Consider the following 16,602-nt stretch of genomic DNA (forward strand, 5'->3'; position numbering starts at 1 on the left):
CAGCCTGCTCCGCGACCGCGTTCCGGGTCTTGAACATCCTTGCGCGCGAAAATTGTCAGACCCCGTCCCTAGCCTGAAGGGGTGCTCTCCTTCATCGCTCTCGCGGCCCGCCCGGAGTTCACCGTGTCCGCCGTGGACTGCCGGGACGACCACCGCGGCTGGTCGGCCGAGCGGCCGCGCGCGGACGTGCGGCTCGTGCTCGTGCGCAGTGGCGGGTTCCGGCGCCGGGTTCGCGGCGTGTGCACGGACCTGGACCGCACGGTCGGCTATCTCGGGTTACCCGGCGAGGAGGAGCACTTCTCCCATCCCGCCGGCGGGGACGTGTGCACGTCCATCAGCCTGCGGCCCGACCTGTGGCGTTCGCTGGCGGGCGAGACACCGCTGCTGGCCGGGTCGTCGCTGTACGTGGACGGCAGGCTCGATCTCGCCCATCGGCGGCTGCTGCTGGCCGCCCGCGAGGACGGGGCCGAGGAACTGGTGGGGCTGGTGGCGCGGGCCGTCCAGCAGGTCGTCACCACTCCCGCTCCGAGTGGCAGTGGCGACGGCGCGTTGGTGGCGAGAGCTCGTGGCGTGATCGGCGACGACCACCCGGCGGCGTCCGGGCTGATTCCGTTAGCTGATCTTCTCGGTGTCTCGCCGTACCGCCTGAGCCGCGCTTTCACCCGTGAGCTCGGGGTGTCGCTGACCCGCTACCGCAACGGGATGCGCGTCTCCCGCGCGCTGGACCGGTTGGAGGAAGGGGAACCGAGCCTCGCCGCGCTCGCCGCCGACCTCGGGTTCGCCGACCAGGCCCACCTGTGCCGCACAGTGCGCGAACACCTCGGACACACGCCAACCGCCCTGCGCAGACTTCTCGGGGCAAATCGAACATCAAGCCAGACAAAGGAATGCGCGGACGCAAGTCCTACAAATGCGCACGAATTGTTGGTGTGAATAAGTTAGTACTTGTTAACGGTCGCCGCGCAACTCATCCTTTCCCTGCTCCGCCACCACATTCACCTCGACGAACGCACCGGCTCCCCCTGCAAACGAGGGCCGGTCCGTTCGCCCTGCAACGAGGAGAAAAATGCAAGCGAGACGCACACTCGTGCTGGCCGCGGCAGGTTCACTGGTCGCAGCCGTTCTCACCCAGACCGGCGCGCAGACCGCCGCCGCCCAACCCGCTCAGACCGCCGAGGCGCTGGCCGTGGACGCGGCCGCGAGCCTCGTCGCGAACCGCCCGGCCCAGCTGCACGCCGGCGCGAACGACGAGTTCGTCCGCCACGGCGTGATCTCGTCGACGAACGGCCTCAAGTACGTCCCGTACGACCGGACGTACAAGGGAATTCCGGTCGTGGGCGGCGATTTCGTCGTCGTCACGAACTCGACCGGCCAGGTCCTGCAGACCTCCGTCAGCCAGAACGCGACGATCGACCTCGCCAGCACCACGCCTTCCGTCACCAAGGCGCAGGCCGAGACCGCCGCGAGGACCACGATGTCCACTGTGGACGGGGTTGGGACCGCGGAACAGGTCGTCTACGCGCTCGACTCCGCCCCGACGCTCGCCTGGAAGGTCACCGTCACCGGCCGTGACTCCGAGGGCCCGAGCAAGCTCGACGTGGTCGTGGACGCCGCCACCGGCAAGGTGCTGCGCAAGCAGGAACGCGTCATGCACGGCACCGGCACCAGCGGCTGGAACGGCCCGAACCCCGTCACCATCGCCACCACGCACTCCGGCTCGAACTACTCGCTCAAGGACCCGACGCTGACCAACGTCAGCTGCCAGGACGCGGCGAACAACACGACGTTCACCAAGACCACCGACACGTGGGGCAACGGCACCCAGACCAACCGCGAGACCGGCTGCGTCGACGTGCTGTTCGCGGCGCAGACCGAGTCGAAGATGCTCTCGCAGTGGCTCGGCCGCAACGGTTTCGACGGCAACGGCGGCGGCTGGCCGATGCGCGTGGGCCTGAACGACCAGAACGCCTACTACGACGGCAGCCAGGTCCAGATCGGCAAGAACTCCGCGGGCCAGTGGATCGGCTCGATCGACGTCGTCGCGCACGAACTCGGCCACGGCATCGACGACCACACGCCCGGCGGCATCTCCGGCGCGGGCACCCAGGAGTTCGTCGCGGACGTCTTCGGCGCCACCACCGAGTGGTACGCGAACGAGCCGTCGCCCTACGACACCCCGGACTTCCTCGTCGGCGAGACGATCAACCTCGTCGGCCGCGGCCCGATCCGCAACATGTACAACCCGTCCGCGCTGAACCACGCGAACTGCTACTCGAGCTCCATCCCGAACACCGAGGTCCACGCGGCCGCCGGCCCCGGCAACCACTGGTTCTACCTGCTCTCGCAGGGCACGAACCCGACCAACGGCCAGCCGACGAGCACCACGTGCAACAACACGTCGATCACCGGCCTCGGCGTCGAGAAGGCCATCAAGATCTTCTACAACGCCATGCTGCTCAAGACCTCCAGCAGCTCGTACCTCAAGTACCGCACGTGGACGCTGACCGCGGCGAAGAACCTCTACCCCGGCAGCTGCGCGGAGTTCAACACGGTCAAGGCGGCCTGGGACGCGATCAGCGTGCCCGCGCAGTCGGCCGACCCGACGTGCAGCGCGACCGGCACGGTGACGATCGGCAACCCCGGCAACCAGTCCAGCACGATCGGCACCGCGGTGAGCCTGCCGCTGTCGGCGAGCGGCGGCACCGCGCCGTACAGCTGGTCCGCCACCGGTCTGCCCGCCGGCCTGTCCATCAACGCGAGCAACGGCACCATCTCCGGCACCCCGACCACCGCGGCCACCTCGAACGTCACGGTGACCGCGACGGACAGCGCCTCCAAGAGCGGCACCGCGTCGTTCAGCTGGACCGTCGGCACCAGCGGTGGCAACTGCTCCGGCCAGAAGCTCGCCAACCCGGGCTTCGAATCCGGCGCCACCTCCTGGACCGCGAGCTCCGGCGTCATCGGCCAGCACAGCGCGGACGGCGAACCCGCCCGCTCGGGCACCTGGTCGTCCTGGCTGAACGGCTACGGCTCCTCGCACACCGACTCGCTGTCCCAGTCGGTGACGATCCCCGCCGGCTGCAAGGCGTCGCTGACGTTCTACGTCCACATCGACACCAAGGAGACCGGCAGCACCGTCTACGACAAGCTGACGGTCACCGCGGGCACCACCACCCTCGCCACGCTCTCGAACACCAACGCGGCGGCGGGCTACGTGCTCAAGACGTTCGACGTGTCCTCGTTCGCGGGCCAGACGGTGACGGTCAAGTTCACCGGCGTGGAGGACGCCTCGCTCCAGACGTCGTTCGTGATCGACGACACGGCGGTCACCCTGAGCTGAGGCTTTTAGTCTGAGCCCATGAAGAAGCAGGCGTACGCGGTTGCCGCGATCGTGGACTCGATCGCGGCAGCCGTGCGCGGTGCCAAGCCCGCGCGCACTGTGACGAAGACCGCTCTGATGCCCGCACTGGCCGTGGCCAGCCCACCGAGCGACCCCGGCATGGCGGTCGGTCTGGCCGGCTCGTGGCTGGGCGACGTCGCACTGCTCGGCGACTCGGACAAGGCGTTCCGAACAGGACTCTTCAGCTTCCTGGTGGCCCACGTCGGCTACACCGCCGCACTGGCCCGCCGCTCCTCCCCCGGCTCGCGCAAGGCCGTCGTCCCCATCGTCGTGGCGTCAGCCGCAGGAGCCGTGGTGTTCGGCAAGGCGGCAGGCCCGATGGGAAAACCGGTGAGCCTCTACGCCCTGACGCTCGGCACGATGGTCGCCGCCGCCTCCACGGCCCGAGGCGCAGGCGCACGACGGGTTTTCGGTGGTGCGGCCCTGTTCGCGGTCTCGGACGCCCTGCTCGGCGCGAGCCGGTTCGTCCTCAAGGGACGCGCGGCACGAGTGGCGTCGACCGGCGTCATGCCGACCTACGCGGCGGCCCAGTGGCTCCTGCACACGGGGTTCAAAGCGTCGAACGGGTGACCCGCGTGAAAACCCGTTGGAACCCCTGTGCTAACGTTCTTCACGTCGGATCGAGCAAGCCTCCGGCACACAAACAAGCGCCGCTAGCTCAGTTGGTTAGAGCAGCTGACTCTTAATCAGCGGGTCCGGGGTTCGAGTCCCTGGCGGCGTACTCCAGAGAAGCAGGTAGAGATTCGTCTCTACCTGCTTCTCTGCTTTTCGCGTGCTCCTCCGAAATCTCCCCCTGGCCGGGAAACAACTGATGGCGGACCACCGAGGTGGCCCGCCATCGCGCACCTCGTCACCACTTGCCGGAGGTGACGATCGCCTTCATCTGCTCGACGGTCAGCGGTGGCTGCGGCGAGAAGATCCGGCCGCCCGGCGTGCCGACCACAGTGCCCCGGGGGTCCTCCTGGTTGCCGACGTGCAGAAGGATCATCGTGCCGTCGGGCCGCTCGATGCACGCCATGTGCGACACCGCGCCGGTGTCCGGCCGCCCGGTGCCCGTCGCCAGCCGGGAGCCGTCGGGCAGCGTGGTGACATCGCAGTTCTCCGTGCGGGCGAGGCGGCACCACTCGCTTGGCTCGGAACGGCTGGGATGGATCGTCAGGGCGAAGCTCCCGGTGATGCCCGCGGAGGTCAGGGTTCCGCCGACGAGCGCGGTGGGGTTGGGGCCCAGATCCGCCGGTTGTGGTGTCCCGGCCGAGCCCGTCCCCGGCGGCTCCGGGTTCCTCGACGGGGAACCTCCTGGCACGGTGGTCTTCATGGTCGCGTCGAACGTGGCGGTGTCGCCGAGCACCACCCTGAACCGGGCGATCAGGTCGTCCGGCGAGGTGGGGACTGGGTTGCGCGCCGGGGTCGTGGACAGTGCGGTCGGCGGATCGGCGATCTGCGTGCCGGAGTCGGCCGGCAGCAGCCACACCACACCCGCGGCCAGACACGCCACCGCGACGACGGTGGCCGCGACGGGCACCAACCGCACGGCCCTGCGCCGCCGCACGACCGGGGCCCGGTACGCGGCCTCGGCGTCGACCTGCCGTTCCAGCTCGGCGAAGGCGTCGTGGAGAGTGCGCAGGTCGCTCATGAGGTCTCCTGGAAGTCCGGGGCGGTGGCGGTGAGGTCGATGCGCAGAACGTTGAGTGCCCGATGGATCTGGCTGCGCACGGTCGGTTCCCGGCACCCCAGTTGTGCCGCGATCTCCCTGTCGGACAGGCCCGCGTAGTAGCGCAGGACCACGGCCGCGCGTTGTTTCCTGGGCAGGCCGGCGAGGCGGCTGATCATCGCGTCCCGCTCGGCCCGCTCGTCCGCGCCGTCGGAGACCGCTCTCGGCTCGACCTCGGCGCGCGGGGACGTGCGCGTCAGCCTCCTGCGCCAGGACAGGTACTCGTTGACGACCATCCGCCGCACGTAGGCGTGCGGCTCGTCCATCTCCGAAATCCGTTCCCAGCGCTCGAAGGCCCGGCCCAGCACGTCGCTCACCAGGTCCTCGGCCAGCCACGTCCGGCAGGTCAGGACCATGGCGAACCGCATCAGCGCGGGACGCTGCCTCGCCACGTACTCGGCAAACTCCACCGGCCACTCCAGATCGTCGACGCGCCTTCGATTTCGACCCCTAATGGAGAAGTGGCCCCCAACGTTGCATTCGGTCTCCCCACAGTTGCCGGGAGCCCCACGCAAACGGGGGAGCCCTCCGGACCTGAGGTCCGGAGGGCTCCCCCGTTCGATGGGTCAGGCGAAGGTCAGGAGCACTTGCGCCCGTCGTTCACGCACTTCACGATCTTCGCCATCGTCTGGTCGGAGTTGACGTTGGCGAAGTCGTTGTGGTCGGAGAACGGGTTGTGGTTCTCCTCCGGGAACGCGTCGAGCTGGTACTGGCCCTTCTGCTGGATGTCGCGGGAGATGTTGTAGGAGATGCTGATCCGCAGCTGAGGGATGGCCTTGAAGCCCTGCGGGCACGCGCCGGTCTGCTTGTCGGCGAACCGGACGTGGTCGCGGTGGTTGGCGCTGTCCGCGTTCTTGCCGTCCCAGCAGCCCGCGAAGTCGTGCACGCGCATGACCTTGCTGCCGTTCGGGCAGATCACGTACTTGTCGGACAGACGGTCCTCGAACCCGCTGCAGGTCCACGTGGCGCGGGCGTTGGCGGGGCCGCGGCTGGTCGGCTTGGCGTCACCGACGACCATCTTCAGGAACTTCGGCATGCCCGTGACCTTGCTGGTCGCGTTGCCGCGGTACTCGATCTTCACCTCGGCCGGCCGGACGATCTTGCCGTTGTTGCCGACGAGCTCCAGGTTCTTGCCGGTGGGAGCGGCCAGCGGCGGCGCCGGGGCGACGGTCGTGGTCGGGGCGGCGGTCGTGGTGGTGGCACCGCCGTTGTTGTTGCCGCCGTTGTTGTTGCCGCCGTTGTTGTTCTCGTTGCCGTTGTTCTCGTTGCCGCCCTCGTCGCCCTCGTTGAGGCCGCACTTCGCGAGGCGGTCCAGCCCCTGCGGCTTCTCGGCGTTGCGGCCGATCGCGATCGCGATCCGGTCGAGAGTGGCGGTCCGCTTGTCCTTCAACGGCCCGAGGATCGCGTTGTCGATGAAGTTCGCCCCGCCCTGCCCCTTGGTCTTCACCAGGCGCTGGTTGGCTTCGGCGATCTGCTTGTCCAACTGGTCGAGGTTGTTGTCCACCTCGTCCAGAGCCTGGTCCGGCACACCTGGCAGCGCCTCGCGCGCCGACGGGCACTTGATGGTCGGCGTGGCGGCGTCCTGCTCGGCGCCGTTCTGCTCGGCCTGCTGGAGAACGCCGTCCGCGGCGAACTTGTGCGGCTTCGACGAGTGGTTGCCGCCGTTGCCGTGACCGCCGCCGTGGCCGTGGCCCCAGCGCAGGTCGCAGTCGGCGAGCGGCGTCAGGTTCGGCTTGCGGCCGGATCGGCTCAGGGCGTTCGCGATGCGTTCGAGGGTGGCGACGCGCTTGCCGCGCAACGGGCCGAGAACGGTGTTGTTGACGAAGTTCGGGTCGGCCGGGTTCTGGGCGCTCGCCACCCGGTCGCTGGCTTCCTTGAGCTGCTGCGAGAGCTGCTGGAGGTTCCGGATGATCTCGTCGCGCACCCGCTGCGGAACGGCGGGCAGGCGCTGGGCGACGCCCGGACACGCGACCTCGCCCGGACCGTTCTCCTTGATCTTGTCGGGGTTGGAGCCGACGTCCTGCGGGTTGGCCTTGGTGTTGATGCGCACGACCGGCCAGAAGTAGGACGAGCGGTCACCGTTGCGGCAGGTCGTCTCCGCGTCGACCAGGCTCTCGTCGGTCGACTCGGCGCTGATCGACTGGTTGCCCACGAAGTCGTGGACGTGCTGTGCGCCGTGCTTCAGACCCGGCTGGGCGACCGGGTTGTCGGCGCTGAACTTGCCGGTCTCGTTCGTGCCGCAGTCGACCCTGAAGACGCCACTGGCGCCGTTCTTGCCGATCTTCGGCTCGACGACGTTCTTGCTCACCTTCTCGATGGGCGCGAACGCACCAAGAGGTGCCGGCTCGCCGTCCTTGGCGGCCAACGCCACCGTTGCGGTACCCGCTGCGACCACGGCTACCGCCGACAACGATGCGATCAGGCGAAACTTCCGTCTGTCCGTCACGCGGTGCGTCATGCGTACTCCTCGTTCATGCGGCGCATGAACGGGAGTACGTACGGAGAGGTTCATCGGCTCAACCGAATTGTTACCGACGACCCATCTCGTCGCGGGCGGCCGGGCGGGCCGTCACCACCGCAGGGCGCTGAGCTCACGGATCAGGACGGGCGAGAGCGTCCCGTCGGCGGTGGTCATCGCGTGCCCGACACCGGGAAGCACGACGCGGTGGCCCACGACGGACGCGAGCTGGTCGGTCGCGTGGCAGGGCACCTGGGGATCCAGCTCACCGCAGGTCAAAAGCACGGGCATCCGCGGCAGCCCGCGGGCGACGTCGGGCGGGAAGATCGCGTCGTCCGTCATCACGAAGCGGCGGCTCGGTCCCGCCAACGACTGAAAGAGTGCGGCGAGCGGTGCGGGCATGGCCGTCGTGTCGACGGCGCGGCCGCCTCGCAGATCCGCGACGGCCACGTCGATCGACCGGTCGATGATCTCCGCCTCCTGCTCGGTGAGCGCTCCGGCGGCGACGAGCTGGGCGATCTGGTCGTGCAGCTGGGTGGCGAGCACGTCCAGCAGCCGCAACGACTGGGGCTGGAGCATGATCAGAGCGGCGGCGCGCTGACGCGGAGGTGCCTGCGCGGCGAGCACCAGTGCCGTCATGCCTCCTTCGCTGTGACCGGCCAGCGCCACCCGGTGCCAGGCCACCTCGGCACGGCGTTGCAGGAGATCGCGAGCCGCCGCTGCCTGGCGCACGAAGGCCGGGTAGTCGAGGTCCTGGGGGTGCCCGGCCCAGGCTCCCAGTCCCGTGCGGCCCGTTCCGTACTTGTCGAACCGGAGGGTCACCACCCGGTCGCGGTCCAGCGCGGCGGCGAGGTCCCGGAGGGTGTTCGGCGTGAGCGAGGGCGGCTGGTTGCCGTCGCGGTCGGTGGGACCGCTGCCGGGCAGCAGAAGCGCGGCGGGCAGGCGTTCACCGCGCCGCCGGGCCGGTACGTGGAGCGTCCCGTAGGTGGTCGTGCCCTCGACCACGAAGGACACCTGCTCGTCGCGCGCGGGCACCCAGGAGTCGTGACCGCTGGCGGCGGCGGGCGTGATGCCGGCGGCCAACACAGCAGCCACGAGCGCCGAAGCGACTTTGACGATCATCGGCTCGTCGCCTGCTCGACCATGGCCACCACCGCGCGAGGGTCGTCGACCTCGACGACCAGACGGGTGTAGTGCTCGTCCGCCAACTCCACGACCACTGCCTTGCGCCCGTCGCGAACCGCCCAGAAGACCTTTTCGCCGTCCTGGTGGAACGTGCCGGCCGTGATCACCCCTGGCAGATGCGTGCCCGGCGCCCGCACCCCCTTGGGCTCCCCCAGGATTCCCGGATCGACCGTGGCACCCCGCACGTGGGCGAGCGGGATGGTCAGCTTGCTCTTCAACGACCACAACTTGTCCAGGCCGTTCATCTCCACCACCAGGTCCTGGCCTTGCACGCTGATCGTCGCCATGTCAGATCTCCTTGCCCGGCACCGTTTCCGGCGCATCGTGAATGGTGGGGACGTCGTGGCGCGCGAGATCCGGCCGGCCGCGCAGCCATCGGCCGAGCAGCACCTCGGTGGCGCGCGGGTCACCCGTCGCCTCGTCGACCTCGGCGAGGACCGCCGACACCAGGCCGGCGACCTCGGGGTCGTCCGGCGCCCGGTCGACCGCGGCCACCAGCAGGAAGTCCCACGCGGGCACGTGGTCCGGCGGGGCGGCACGAGCCAGGTGCGGGCGGACGTCCTGCTCGATGTGCCGGCGCAACGCCGCCAGGTACAGCCCGCGTTTGCTGCCGAACACGCCGTAGAGGCTGTTGCGGTGCACTCCGAGTCGAGTGACCAGGTCGTCGATCGAGACACCGTCGTAGGCACGACGGGCGAACAGGTCGGCCGCCGCGGCCACGGTCTCGTCGACGTCGAAAGACCTGCGTCGTCCCATGTGACGACCGTAGCGTTTTCAGGAACGGTCAGTCAAGAACAACCGTTCCTAAAAAATGGCGCGGCACGCGGACGGGCCCGCCACCGCGGAGGTGACGGGCCCGTTCCGCGCGTTGCGGGATCAGCAGTTGCCGAGCAGACCCCAGTAGATCCACACGCCCGAGGCCCCGCCGGAGATGTTCCCGTGGGCCCACGTCAGGTCAGGGCCGCCGGACTCGAAGACGTCAAAACGCCGGCCGCGGTGCACCTGGCCCAGCGGAGTGCCTTCCGGCGTCTTGCGATAGATGACGTTGTTCTCCTGAACGCAGACAACCGACTGTGCGGACACCGGCGCCGCCGAAGCGCTGGACGCCCCGGCTGTGATCAGCGTGGCGCTCACGGCGAACACAGCGGCCAATGCGGCGAACTTCATGCGTTGAACTCCCCAGTGAAGAAGTGATTCACGACCCAGGTCGCAATACCGGCCCAGCCTCGATGACACCCCCAATTGATGGCCATCGAGGCCGGACCCGTGATGTGTATAGCGTGGTCGTGTTGTCAGGCGCCGGAGAGCGGCGCACCGGACAACACGAATCCGAGGAGAGACATCAGGTGCCACGCCCGGAGCGACCGCTGGAGCTCGATGGGACGGCGCTGGTCGAGTTCGCCGTTGACCTGCGACGTCTGCGTCAGGACGCCGGTGGTCCGTCCTACCGCGAGCTCGGGAAGCGCGGCGGCTACTCCGCGACGACGCTCGCCGAGGCCGCCGGCGGGCGCAGGTTCCCGAGCCTGGAGGTCGCGCTCGCCTACGTCCGCGCCTGCGACGGCGACGTCGAATTGTGGGAGCAACGGTGGCACTCTCTCGCGACCGAACTCAACGCGACCGTTGTCGCCGAACCGGAGGATTACGACCAGGCGCCCTATGTCGGACTTTCCGTCTATCGCGCTGAAGACGCGTTTCGGTTCTTCGGCAGGGAACGCCTTGTCGACGATCTCCTCGCTCTGGTGGAACGGCAGAAGTTCGTCGCGGTGTTCGGACCGTCCGGGTCGGGAAAGTCGTCCCTGATTCGCGCGGGACTTCTTCCGCGACTGCCGGCGCACGTTCTCCGGACACCGGGTGAACATCCGATGCGGCTGGTGCCCGGTTTTCCTTCCGATCCGGAGACCGTGGTCGTGGTCGACCAGTTCGAGGAGGTCTTCACCCTCTGCCAGGACCCGGACGAACGGACGCGGTTCATCGCCGAACTGCTCGGCCGCCGGGCGGTGATCGGTGTGCGGTCGGACTTCTACACGCACTGCTGCATGGTTCCCGAGCTGGCTGCCGCGCTGCAGGACTCCCAGTTCACCGTCGGGCCGATGACGGCCGAGGAGCTGCGTCGCGCGATCACCTTGCCCGCGATGAAGGCGAACTGCACGGTCGAGAGCGATCTCGTGGCCACGCTCATCGCGCACGCCCACGGCCAGGCGGGTGTCCTGCCGTTGCTGTCGCACGCGTTGCTGGAGACGTGGCGCCGGCGCAGCGGGAACCGGCTCACGCTCACCGGGTTCCAGGCCGTCGGCGGCATCGACGGCGCGCTCGCGAAGACGGCCGAGGCGGTGTACGGCTCGTTGGACGCGCGCCAGCAGGGCCGTGCGCGGGACCTCTTCCGGCGCCTCGCCGTGCTGGGTGAGAGCACCGAGGACACCAAGCGCCGCATCTCCCCCGACGAGCTCGACGACGACCACGACACCGCGGTGGTGCTGGACAGGTGCACCGCCGCACGGCTCGTCGTGCGCGACACGGACAGCATCGAGATCACGCACGAAGCGTTGATCCGCACGTGGCCCCGGTTCCGGGACTGGCTCAGCAGCGACCGAGACGGGCAACGCGTCCACCGGGAACTGACCCACGCCACCGACGTGTGGGAGCAGCTAGACCGCGACCGCAGCGCGCTGTACCGGGGAGCCCGGCTCGCGACCGCCCGCGAGTGGGCCACCCGGTCTCAGGCCCTCACGGCTCGCGAACGGGCGTTCGTCGAGGCCAGCACCGACGCCGAAGCCGAGGAGCACGTGGTGGCGAGGCGCCGCGCGAAGCGCCTCGGCTACCTGGTCGGAGTGCTCGCGGCACTGCTGGTCGTCTCGGCGGCGACGACGTTCTACGCGGTGCGGGCGCGCAACGACATCACGTCGCAACGCAACAGCGCGATCTCCCAGAACCTCGCGTCCGAGGCGGTGGTGGAGCATCGCGCGAACCCGTCCCTCGGGCTGCAGCTCAGCCTGGCCGCACACCACCTCGCCGCGACGCGCAAGACGCGCGACGCGGTGCTGAGCACGCTGGCGACCGTCGTGAAAGCCCACGACGAGGAGGTCTACGCGGCGACGTTCAGCAGCGACGGGACGCTGGCGACGGCGGGCCGCGACCGTTCGATCCACCTGTGGAACGTCAGCGACCGGCGCGCACCGGTCCGGCTAGGCACTCTCACCGGCCACACCGGCGCCGTGCGCGCGCTGTCCTACCGCGCGGACGGGAAGGTCCTCGCGTCGAGCAGCGACGACGGAACCGTGCGGTTGTGGAGCGACCAGAAGGAGATCGCGGCGCTGACCGGCCTGGGATCCGTGCGCGCGGTCACGTTCAGCCCGGACGGCCGGACCCTCGTTGCCGGCTCCGGCACGGGAGAGGTGCGGACGTGGAACGTCAGCGACCCGCGCACCCCCGTCCTGACCGGCACGCTGCGCGGCCACACGGACGCGGTGCGGGCGGTGGCGTTCAGCTCCGACGGCAGGACGCTGGCCACCGGCAGCGACGACCACAGCGTGCGGCTGTGGCAGGACGGCGCCGAGATCACGTCGTTGTCCGGCACCAGGCTCGACGTGTACGACCTGGCCTTCAGCCCGGACGGGCGCACGATCGCGGTCGGCAGCGGCAACGACAAACCCGTGCGGCTGTGGGACGTCTCCGACCCGCGCAAGCCTTCCGAGCACCCCTCGCTCACCGGCCACGAGGACGTCGTCGGCAGCGTCGCGTTCAGCCCGGACGGTCGTACGCTCGCGTCCGGCAGTGACGACCGCACGGTACGGCTGTGGAACGTCAGCGATCCCGGGCACGTCACCGAGATCGCCACGTTGTCCGGACCCGCCATCGCCATCGCCGACATCGCGTTCAGCCCGGACGGCCGGACCCTGGTGTGGACCATGTTCGACCCGACCATGCGGCTGCTGAACGCGGATCTCGACGCCGCCGTCGCCGAGGCGTGCGGCTCGGCGGGACCGCGCCTGACCGAGGACGAGTGGCGCAGGTACGTCCCGGACGTGCCGTACTCCCCGCCCTGCTGACGACTGCGGCGAGGCAGGTCGGAGATCTCGACCTGCCTCGCCGCGTTCACGGACTCTTCCTCAGCCGCGGTGCCACTTCTGGTTGGCGCCGCCGACGCAGTCCCACATGTGCAGGACGGCGTCGTTGTTCGGGTTCCACTCGGCGATGTCCACGCACTTGTTGGCCTGCGGGTTCACCAGGTCGCCGTTCCCGTTCAGCACGAACTGCTGCGCCGCGTTGCCGGAGCAGGTCGCGAGCTGCACGGCCGCGCCGTTGTCCCGCGAGCCCCACGCCACGTCCACGCACTTGTTGTTCTCCGTGCGCAGCGTGCCGCCGGTGAACTCGAACTTCTGGTTCGTGCCGCCGGTGCAGTTCCACACGATCAGGCGCTGGCCGTCGGCGAAGTTCCAGTTCGGCACGTCGATGCACTTGCCGTGCCAGTCGCTGACGATGCTGCCGGTGGTGGCGGGCGGAGGCGTCGTGGAGCCGCCGCTGAACGGGGTGAGGATGATGCCGGCCGAGCGCGGGTCGCCGTCGTGCACCAGCGACTCCTGGGCCTGCACGTCGTCGAACGCGAACCCGTACGCCTTGCCGTCCACCATGTTCTGGTGCACCAGCCGCGAGTAGTGATTGGTGATCGCGCCCTGGTAGAAGTCCGCGGGACCGCCGCCGGGCTGCACGTCGATGCGGCCGAGCGTGGAGCGGTGCAGTGCGGCGCACAGGGTGCGCGCGATCGGGCCGACGACCTGGTCGTTGGGAGCGGCCAGATTGCCGTCGCAGCCCCACACGTTCGACGTGGACGGCTTCTGGAACGACGCCACCTGCTGCCCGGCGGAGTTCCTGAAGTTCATCGTGCCGCCGGAGGTGCCGCCGAAGTACTTCACGTCCGGACGGTCGCCGAACGGCTGCACGGTCAGCGTCTTGGTCATGTACGCGTTCCACGCCTGGGTGATGTACGAGTCCAGGTAGTTGCGGTCGAAGTTGCCGACGTCGGCCGCCTTGCCCGGCGCGAGCACGCGCAGGACCGTGCCGTCCGAACGGGACATGACCGATCCACCCCAGCCGGACTGGTTGCGGATGCCGTTGATGACGGCGTCCCGGCCGCCGGACTTCAGCTCACCGGTCTTCTTGGTGGCGCCGCTCGCGCCCGTCACGGTCACCGCGTGCGGGACCGCGAACATGTCCACCTGGGAGCTGTTGAGCCACAGTCCCGCGTCGTTGTAGGTGAACTCGCTCCAGTCGAACAGGATGCCGCTGTTCGGGTCGCCGCCCGCCCACGGCGCCGGCTGCACCAGGCCGTCGGGCGTCAGGAAGAACTTGAGCTTCTCGCCGAACGACATGTAGACGCGGCCGGAGATGAACCGGGGCACGCGCAGCGAGGCGGTGCCGCCGGGACCGGGGCCGGCGATCGACACGTCCGGCGCGGGCGTGGGCGGGTTGCCGCCCGGCGACCACGGCGTGAACGCGCCCGCCTGGTTGACGTACCCGAGACGTCCGCTGCGGATGTCGGTACCCAGGACGTACAGGTGCACGGCCTCGGACCGGCCGCTGTTGTTCGTGACGTTCAGCGGCAGCAGGTCGGGGCCGATCGCCTGTGCCGGTGTGCTCGCGATAGCCGCCGATGCGATCGCCGCCAGTGCGGCGAGCGCGCTGAACCACTTCGTTCGAGTGCGCATCTGACTCCTTGTGCAGGGGTGCTCCGTCAGCAGGGCCCCGACCGGCATCAGGGTGGTCGGCGGCCTCCGGTCCGAGAACTGGTCCAGACCGGTTATGAGAGCGCTTCCATGGTTGTTCGCAGATGGCAGCTCTGTCAATACCGGGCGAGAGGCGGGCAGGAGTCGGGCAGGCGGCTACCAGTCGAGTCGCACGGGAAGGAACGGCGTGCTGTCGGAGGCGTCCTTGCGGGCCTTGAGCAGCGTCTCGGCCGGAACACCGACCGGGACGCGCAGCGCGGGTTCGGGGTGTTCGACCACGTCCGCCACGGCCGCCGCGACTTCTTCCGGGGTGATCGCTTCACCGCGCAGGGCGCCGACCTGACGCAGCAGCGGCAGGTACGGGTCGTCGTCGGCGAAGAACGACTTCGCCCGTTCCGCACCGCCGGACGACACCGCCCCCGGCTGCACGATGCTGACCTTGACGCCGAAGTGACCGGCTTCGAGCGCCAGGCCTTCCGCGATCGCCTCCAGGGCCCACTTGCTGGCGCCGTACGGCGCGATGATCGGCAGCACCACCCGGCCCTGAACGCTGGAGACGAACACGAGCCGGCCGGAACCGCGCTCGCGCATCGCGGGCAGCACGGCCTGCGCCACCCGCAACGCGCCGAACGTGTTGAGCTGGAACAGGTTCTCCACCTCGGAGATGGGGACGCTCTCGAGCGGCGCGCGCACGGTCGTGCCCGCGTTGCTCACCAGCACGTCGACCTCGCCGGCCGCGCGGACGGCCTCGTCGACGCTCGCCTGGTCGGTCACGTCGAGCCGCAGGCGCAGGTCGGCGGGCAAGCCGGCCAGGTCGTCCACGTTCCGGGCAGTCGCGATGACGCGGTGGCCGCGGCCACCCAGTTCGACGGCGATGGCGCGGCCGATACCCCTCGACGCGCCCGTGATGAGAACAGATGACATGAGAACCCTCCCGAGGTCGGTGGGATCCATACTATGTCGGTCGGCATACTTGGCAATGAGCTATGTCGTACGTCATACCTTCGAGGTAGGGTGGGTTCATGGCAGGCAAGCGCTCCGACGCGAGGCAGAAGATGGTTTCCGCTGCCCGGGAGCTGTTCCGCGAGCAGGGCTACCACGCGACCGCGCTGTCGGACGTGCTGAAGCGGAGCGAGGCGCCGCGCGGTTCGGTGTACTTCCACTTCCCCGGCGGCAAGGCCGAACTGGCGACGGAGGCGGCGGCGGAGCACACGCGGGAACAGGTCGGGAACATCGACCGGGCGGCGGCGGACGCCACCACACCCGGCGACCTCGTCCGCGCCTACCTGAGACTCGCCAGGACCAACCTCACGGCGAGCGACTACCGGCAGGGGTGCACGATCGCGCCACTGGTGATCGAGTCGACCAGCGAGTCCGACGAACTCGACGCCGTCGGCGGCCGATCGTTCACGATGATCATCGACGCGCTGGCCGGGCACTTCTCGGCGTTCGGGATCGAGCAGGCGGACGCCCGTCTGCTAGCGCACGCGGTGCTCGCTGGGGCCGAAGGCGCTTTGATCACCGCGCGGGCGTTGCAGTCGACCGCGCCGTTCGACGCCGTGCAGGCCGTACTGGAAGCACAGGTCGCCGCTGTGCAGAAGAAGTGAAGCGGCACAACGCTTTGGTTCCATGAAGAAAGGCGGGGCCGACCGAAGTCAGCCCCGCCCTGATCACCTCGTGGTCACGCCTTCACGGAGTGCTTCCCGTGCGTCCAGGACGAGGCGTCGCCGCCGTCGCCCGCAGGACCGGAGTTCCCACCGACCGTGTTGCTGTGGTTGGAGGCGTCGCCGGTCGAACCCGTGGCGCCGGTGTCACCGGAGTTGCCCGAGGTGGCCTCGGTCCAGGACTTGGTGCCGTGGTTCTTCCAGCCGTGCTTCCAGCCGTGGTTCTTCCAGCCGTGGCCCTTGTGACCGTTCCACTGCTGGTGCTTGTTCTCGGTCTTCACGACCGCGGTGTTGCCACCGGTGTCGCCCGAGTTCCCGGAGTTGCCCGAGTTACCGGTCGTGGCGTTGTTCGAGCTGCTGGCATTGCCGCCGTTGCCCGAGTTGCCGCCCTTGCCCGCAGTCGCCTCCGTGGAACCGGAGTTCTTGTGGTGGCCCCACTTCTGGTCCTTGGACATCACGGCCGC

At 69.3% G+C, this 16,602-nt stretch carries 14 protein-coding genes, 1 tRNA gene and 1 pseudogene; 6 read left to right on the plus strand and 10 right to left on the minus strand.

Translation table 11 applies throughout. The annotated features are described in order from the left end of the window. The first annotated feature begins 81 nt into the window (after positions 1 to 81). The 4 genes from ACIQF0_RS32990 to ACIQF0_RS33005 all read left to right on the plus strand — a co-directional run bounded on the left by ACIQF0_RS32990 (position 82) and on the right by ACIQF0_RS33005 (position 4,121). Entirely contained in the window at positions 82 to 933 is an 852-nt protein-coding gene (locus ACIQF0_RS32990; RefSeq protein ID WP_401036084.1) for a helix-turn-helix domain-containing protein, read from the plus strand. Between the two features lie 133 nt (positions 934 to 1,066). After that, the gene (locus ACIQF0_RS32995; RefSeq protein ID WP_401036086.1) at positions 1,067 to 3,340 is read left to right on the plus strand and encodes a M4 family metallopeptidase; all 2,274 of its coding nucleotides are present in this window, start codon (positions 1,067 to 1,069) and stop codon (positions 3,338 to 3,340) included. An 18-nt stretch (positions 3,341 to 3,358) separates the two neighbouring features. Further along, the gene (locus ACIQF0_RS33000; RefSeq protein WP_401036088.1) at positions 3,359 to 3,970 is read left to right on the plus strand and encodes a lysoplasmalogenase; all 612 of its coding nucleotides are present in this window, start codon (positions 3,359 to 3,361) and stop codon (positions 3,968 to 3,970) included. A gap of 77 nt (positions 3,971 to 4,047) precedes the next feature. Beyond that, positions 4,048 to 4,121: transfer RNA gene (locus ACIQF0_RS33005), tRNA-Lys, on the plus strand. Between the two features lie 129 nt (positions 4,122 to 4,250). Here the strand turns inward: ACIQF0_RS33005 and ACIQF0_RS33010 are convergent. The 7 genes from ACIQF0_RS33010 to ACIQF0_RS33040 all read right to left on the minus strand — a co-directional run bounded on the left by ACIQF0_RS33010 (position 4,251) and on the right by ACIQF0_RS33040 (position 9,921). After that, the gene (locus ACIQF0_RS33010) at positions 4,251 to 5,033 is read right to left on the minus strand and encodes a hypothetical protein (RefSeq protein WP_401036090.1); all 783 of its coding nucleotides are present in this window, start codon (positions 5,031 to 5,033) and stop codon (positions 4,251 to 4,253) included. Further along, positions 5,030 to 5,521 carry a SigE family RNA polymerase sigma factor gene (locus ACIQF0_RS33015; protein WP_401036092.1) on the minus strand — a complete coding sequence of 164 codons (492 nt, stop codon included), beginning with the start codon at positions 5,519 to 5,521 and terminating at the stop codon, positions 5,030 to 5,032. Before ACIQF0_RS33015 ends, ACIQF0_RS33010 begins: the two co-directional genes overlap by 4 nt. 167 nt (positions 5,522 to 5,688) lie before the next feature. Beyond that, on the minus strand, positions 5,689 to 7,569 hold the full coding sequence (locus tag ACIQF0_RS33020) for a DUF1996 domain-containing protein (protein ID WP_401036095.1): 1,881 nt from the start codon (positions 7,567 to 7,569) through the stop codon (positions 5,689 to 5,691). A gap of 111 nt (positions 7,570 to 7,680) precedes the next feature. After that, a complete protein-coding gene (locus ACIQF0_RS33025) occupies positions 7,681 to 8,691 on the minus strand; it encodes an alpha/beta fold hydrolase (RefSeq protein WP_401036098.1) in 1,011 nt (336 codons plus the stop codon). Continuing rightward, positions 8,688 to 9,041 carry a hypothetical protein gene (locus ACIQF0_RS33030; protein WP_401036100.1) on the minus strand — a complete coding sequence of 118 codons (354 nt, stop codon included), beginning with the start codon at positions 9,039 to 9,041 and terminating at the stop codon, positions 8,688 to 8,690. The genes ACIQF0_RS33025 and ACIQF0_RS33030 overlap by 4 nt, the downstream gene beginning before the upstream one ends. Position 9,042: 1 nt before the next feature. Beyond that, positions 9,043 to 9,510 carry a TetR/AcrR family transcriptional regulator gene (locus ACIQF0_RS33035; RefSeq protein ID WP_401036103.1) on the minus strand — a complete coding sequence of 156 codons (468 nt, stop codon included), beginning with the start codon at positions 9,508 to 9,510 and terminating at the stop codon, positions 9,043 to 9,045. A 120-nt stretch (positions 9,511 to 9,630) separates the two neighbouring features. Further along, the gene (locus tag ACIQF0_RS33040; RefSeq protein WP_401036105.1) at positions 9,631 to 9,921 is read right to left on the minus strand and encodes a hypothetical protein; all 291 of its coding nucleotides are present in this window, start codon (positions 9,919 to 9,921) and stop codon (positions 9,631 to 9,633) included. A 179-nt stretch (positions 9,922 to 10,100) separates the two neighbouring features. Between ACIQF0_RS33040 and ACIQF0_RS33045 the strand changes: the two genes are divergently transcribed. Continuing rightward, positions 10,101 to 12,800, plus strand: coding sequence for an XRE family transcriptional regulator (locus ACIQF0_RS33045; protein ID WP_401036107.1), 2,700 nt, complete (start codon positions 10,101 to 10,103; stop codon positions 12,798 to 12,800). Between the two features lie 60 nt (positions 12,801 to 12,860). On the opposite strand, the gene ACIQF0_RS33050 is transcribed toward ACIQF0_RS33045, so the two are convergent. Together ACIQF0_RS33050 and ACIQF0_RS33055 are read right to left on the minus strand one after the other, a co-directional pair. Then, the gene (locus ACIQF0_RS33050; RefSeq protein ID WP_401036109.1) at positions 12,861 to 14,456 is read right to left on the minus strand and encodes a beta-1,3-glucanase family protein; all 1,596 of its coding nucleotides are present in this window, start codon (positions 14,454 to 14,456) and stop codon (positions 12,861 to 12,863) included. A 174-nt stretch (positions 14,457 to 14,630) separates the two neighbouring features. After that, complete coding sequence (locus ACIQF0_RS33055; protein ID WP_401036111.1) at positions 14,631 to 15,398, minus strand: SDR family oxidoreductase; 768 nt, start codon at positions 15,396 to 15,398, stop codon at positions 14,631 to 14,633. A 98-nt stretch (positions 15,399 to 15,496) separates the two neighbouring features. Between ACIQF0_RS33055 and ACIQF0_RS33060 the strand changes: the two genes are divergently transcribed. Then, a complete protein-coding gene (locus ACIQF0_RS33060) occupies positions 15,497 to 16,081 on the plus strand; it encodes a TetR/AcrR family transcriptional regulator (protein WP_401036113.1) in 585 nt (194 codons plus the stop codon). A gap of 74 nt (positions 16,082 to 16,155) precedes the next feature. Here the strand turns inward: ACIQF0_RS33060 and ACIQF0_RS33065 are convergent. Then, a pseudogene (locus ACIQF0_RS33065) lies at positions 16,156 to 16,602 on the minus strand (hypothetical protein); the annotation flags it as partial.

It is taken from the genome of Lentzea sp. NPDC092896 (assembly GCF_044754905.1).
Taxonomy (GTDB): domain Bacteria; phylum Actinomycetota; class Actinomycetes; order Mycobacteriales; family Pseudonocardiaceae; genus Lentzea.

What these genes read in the sequence shown, in the direction of transcription:
- ACIQF0_RS33030 (WP_401036100.1), bottom strand. Translation starts at nt 9,041, where the DNA reads ATGGCGACGATCAGCGTGCAAGGCCAGGACCTGGTGGTGGAGATGAAC.
- ACIQF0_RS33040 (WP_401036105.1), bottom strand. Translation starts at nt 9,921, where the DNA reads ATGAAGTTCGCCGCATTGGCCGCTGTGTTCGCCGTGAGCGCCACGCTG.
- ACIQF0_RS33000 (WP_401036088.1), top strand. Translation starts at nt 3,359, where the DNA reads ATGAAGAAGCAGGCGTACGCGGTTGCCGCGATCGTGGACTCGATCGCG.
- ACIQF0_RS33050 (WP_401036109.1), bottom strand. Translation starts at nt 14,456, where the DNA reads ATGCGCACTCGAACGAAGTGGTTCAGCGCGCTCGCCGCACTGGCGGCG.
- ACIQF0_RS32995 (WP_401036086.1), top strand. Translation starts at nt 1,067, where the DNA reads ATGCAAGCGAGACGCACACTCGTGCTGGCCGCGGCAGGTTCACTGGTC.
- ACIQF0_RS33025 (WP_401036098.1), bottom strand. Translation starts at nt 8,691, where the DNA reads ATGATCGTCAAAGTCGCTTCGGCGCTCGTGGCTGCTGTGTTGGCCGCC.
- ACIQF0_RS33035 (WP_401036103.1), bottom strand. Translation starts at nt 9,510, where the DNA reads ATGGGACGACGCAGGTCTTTCGACGTCGACGAGACCGTGGCCGCGGCG.
- ACIQF0_RS33010 (WP_401036090.1), bottom strand. Translation starts at nt 5,033, where the DNA reads ATGAGCGACCTGCGCACTCTCCACGACGCCTTCGCCGAGCTGGAACGG.
- ACIQF0_RS33060 (WP_401036113.1), top strand. Translation starts at nt 15,497, where the DNA reads ATGGCAGGCAAGCGCTCCGACGCGAGGCAGAAGATGGTTTCCGCTGCC.
- ACIQF0_RS33020 (WP_401036095.1), bottom strand. Translation starts at nt 7,569, where the DNA reads ATGACGCACCGCGTGACGGACAGACGGAAGTTTCGCCTGATCGCATCG.
- ACIQF0_RS33055 (WP_401036111.1), bottom strand. Translation starts at nt 15,398, where the DNA reads ATGTCATCTGTTCTCATCACGGGCGCGTCGAGGGGTATCGGCCGCGCC.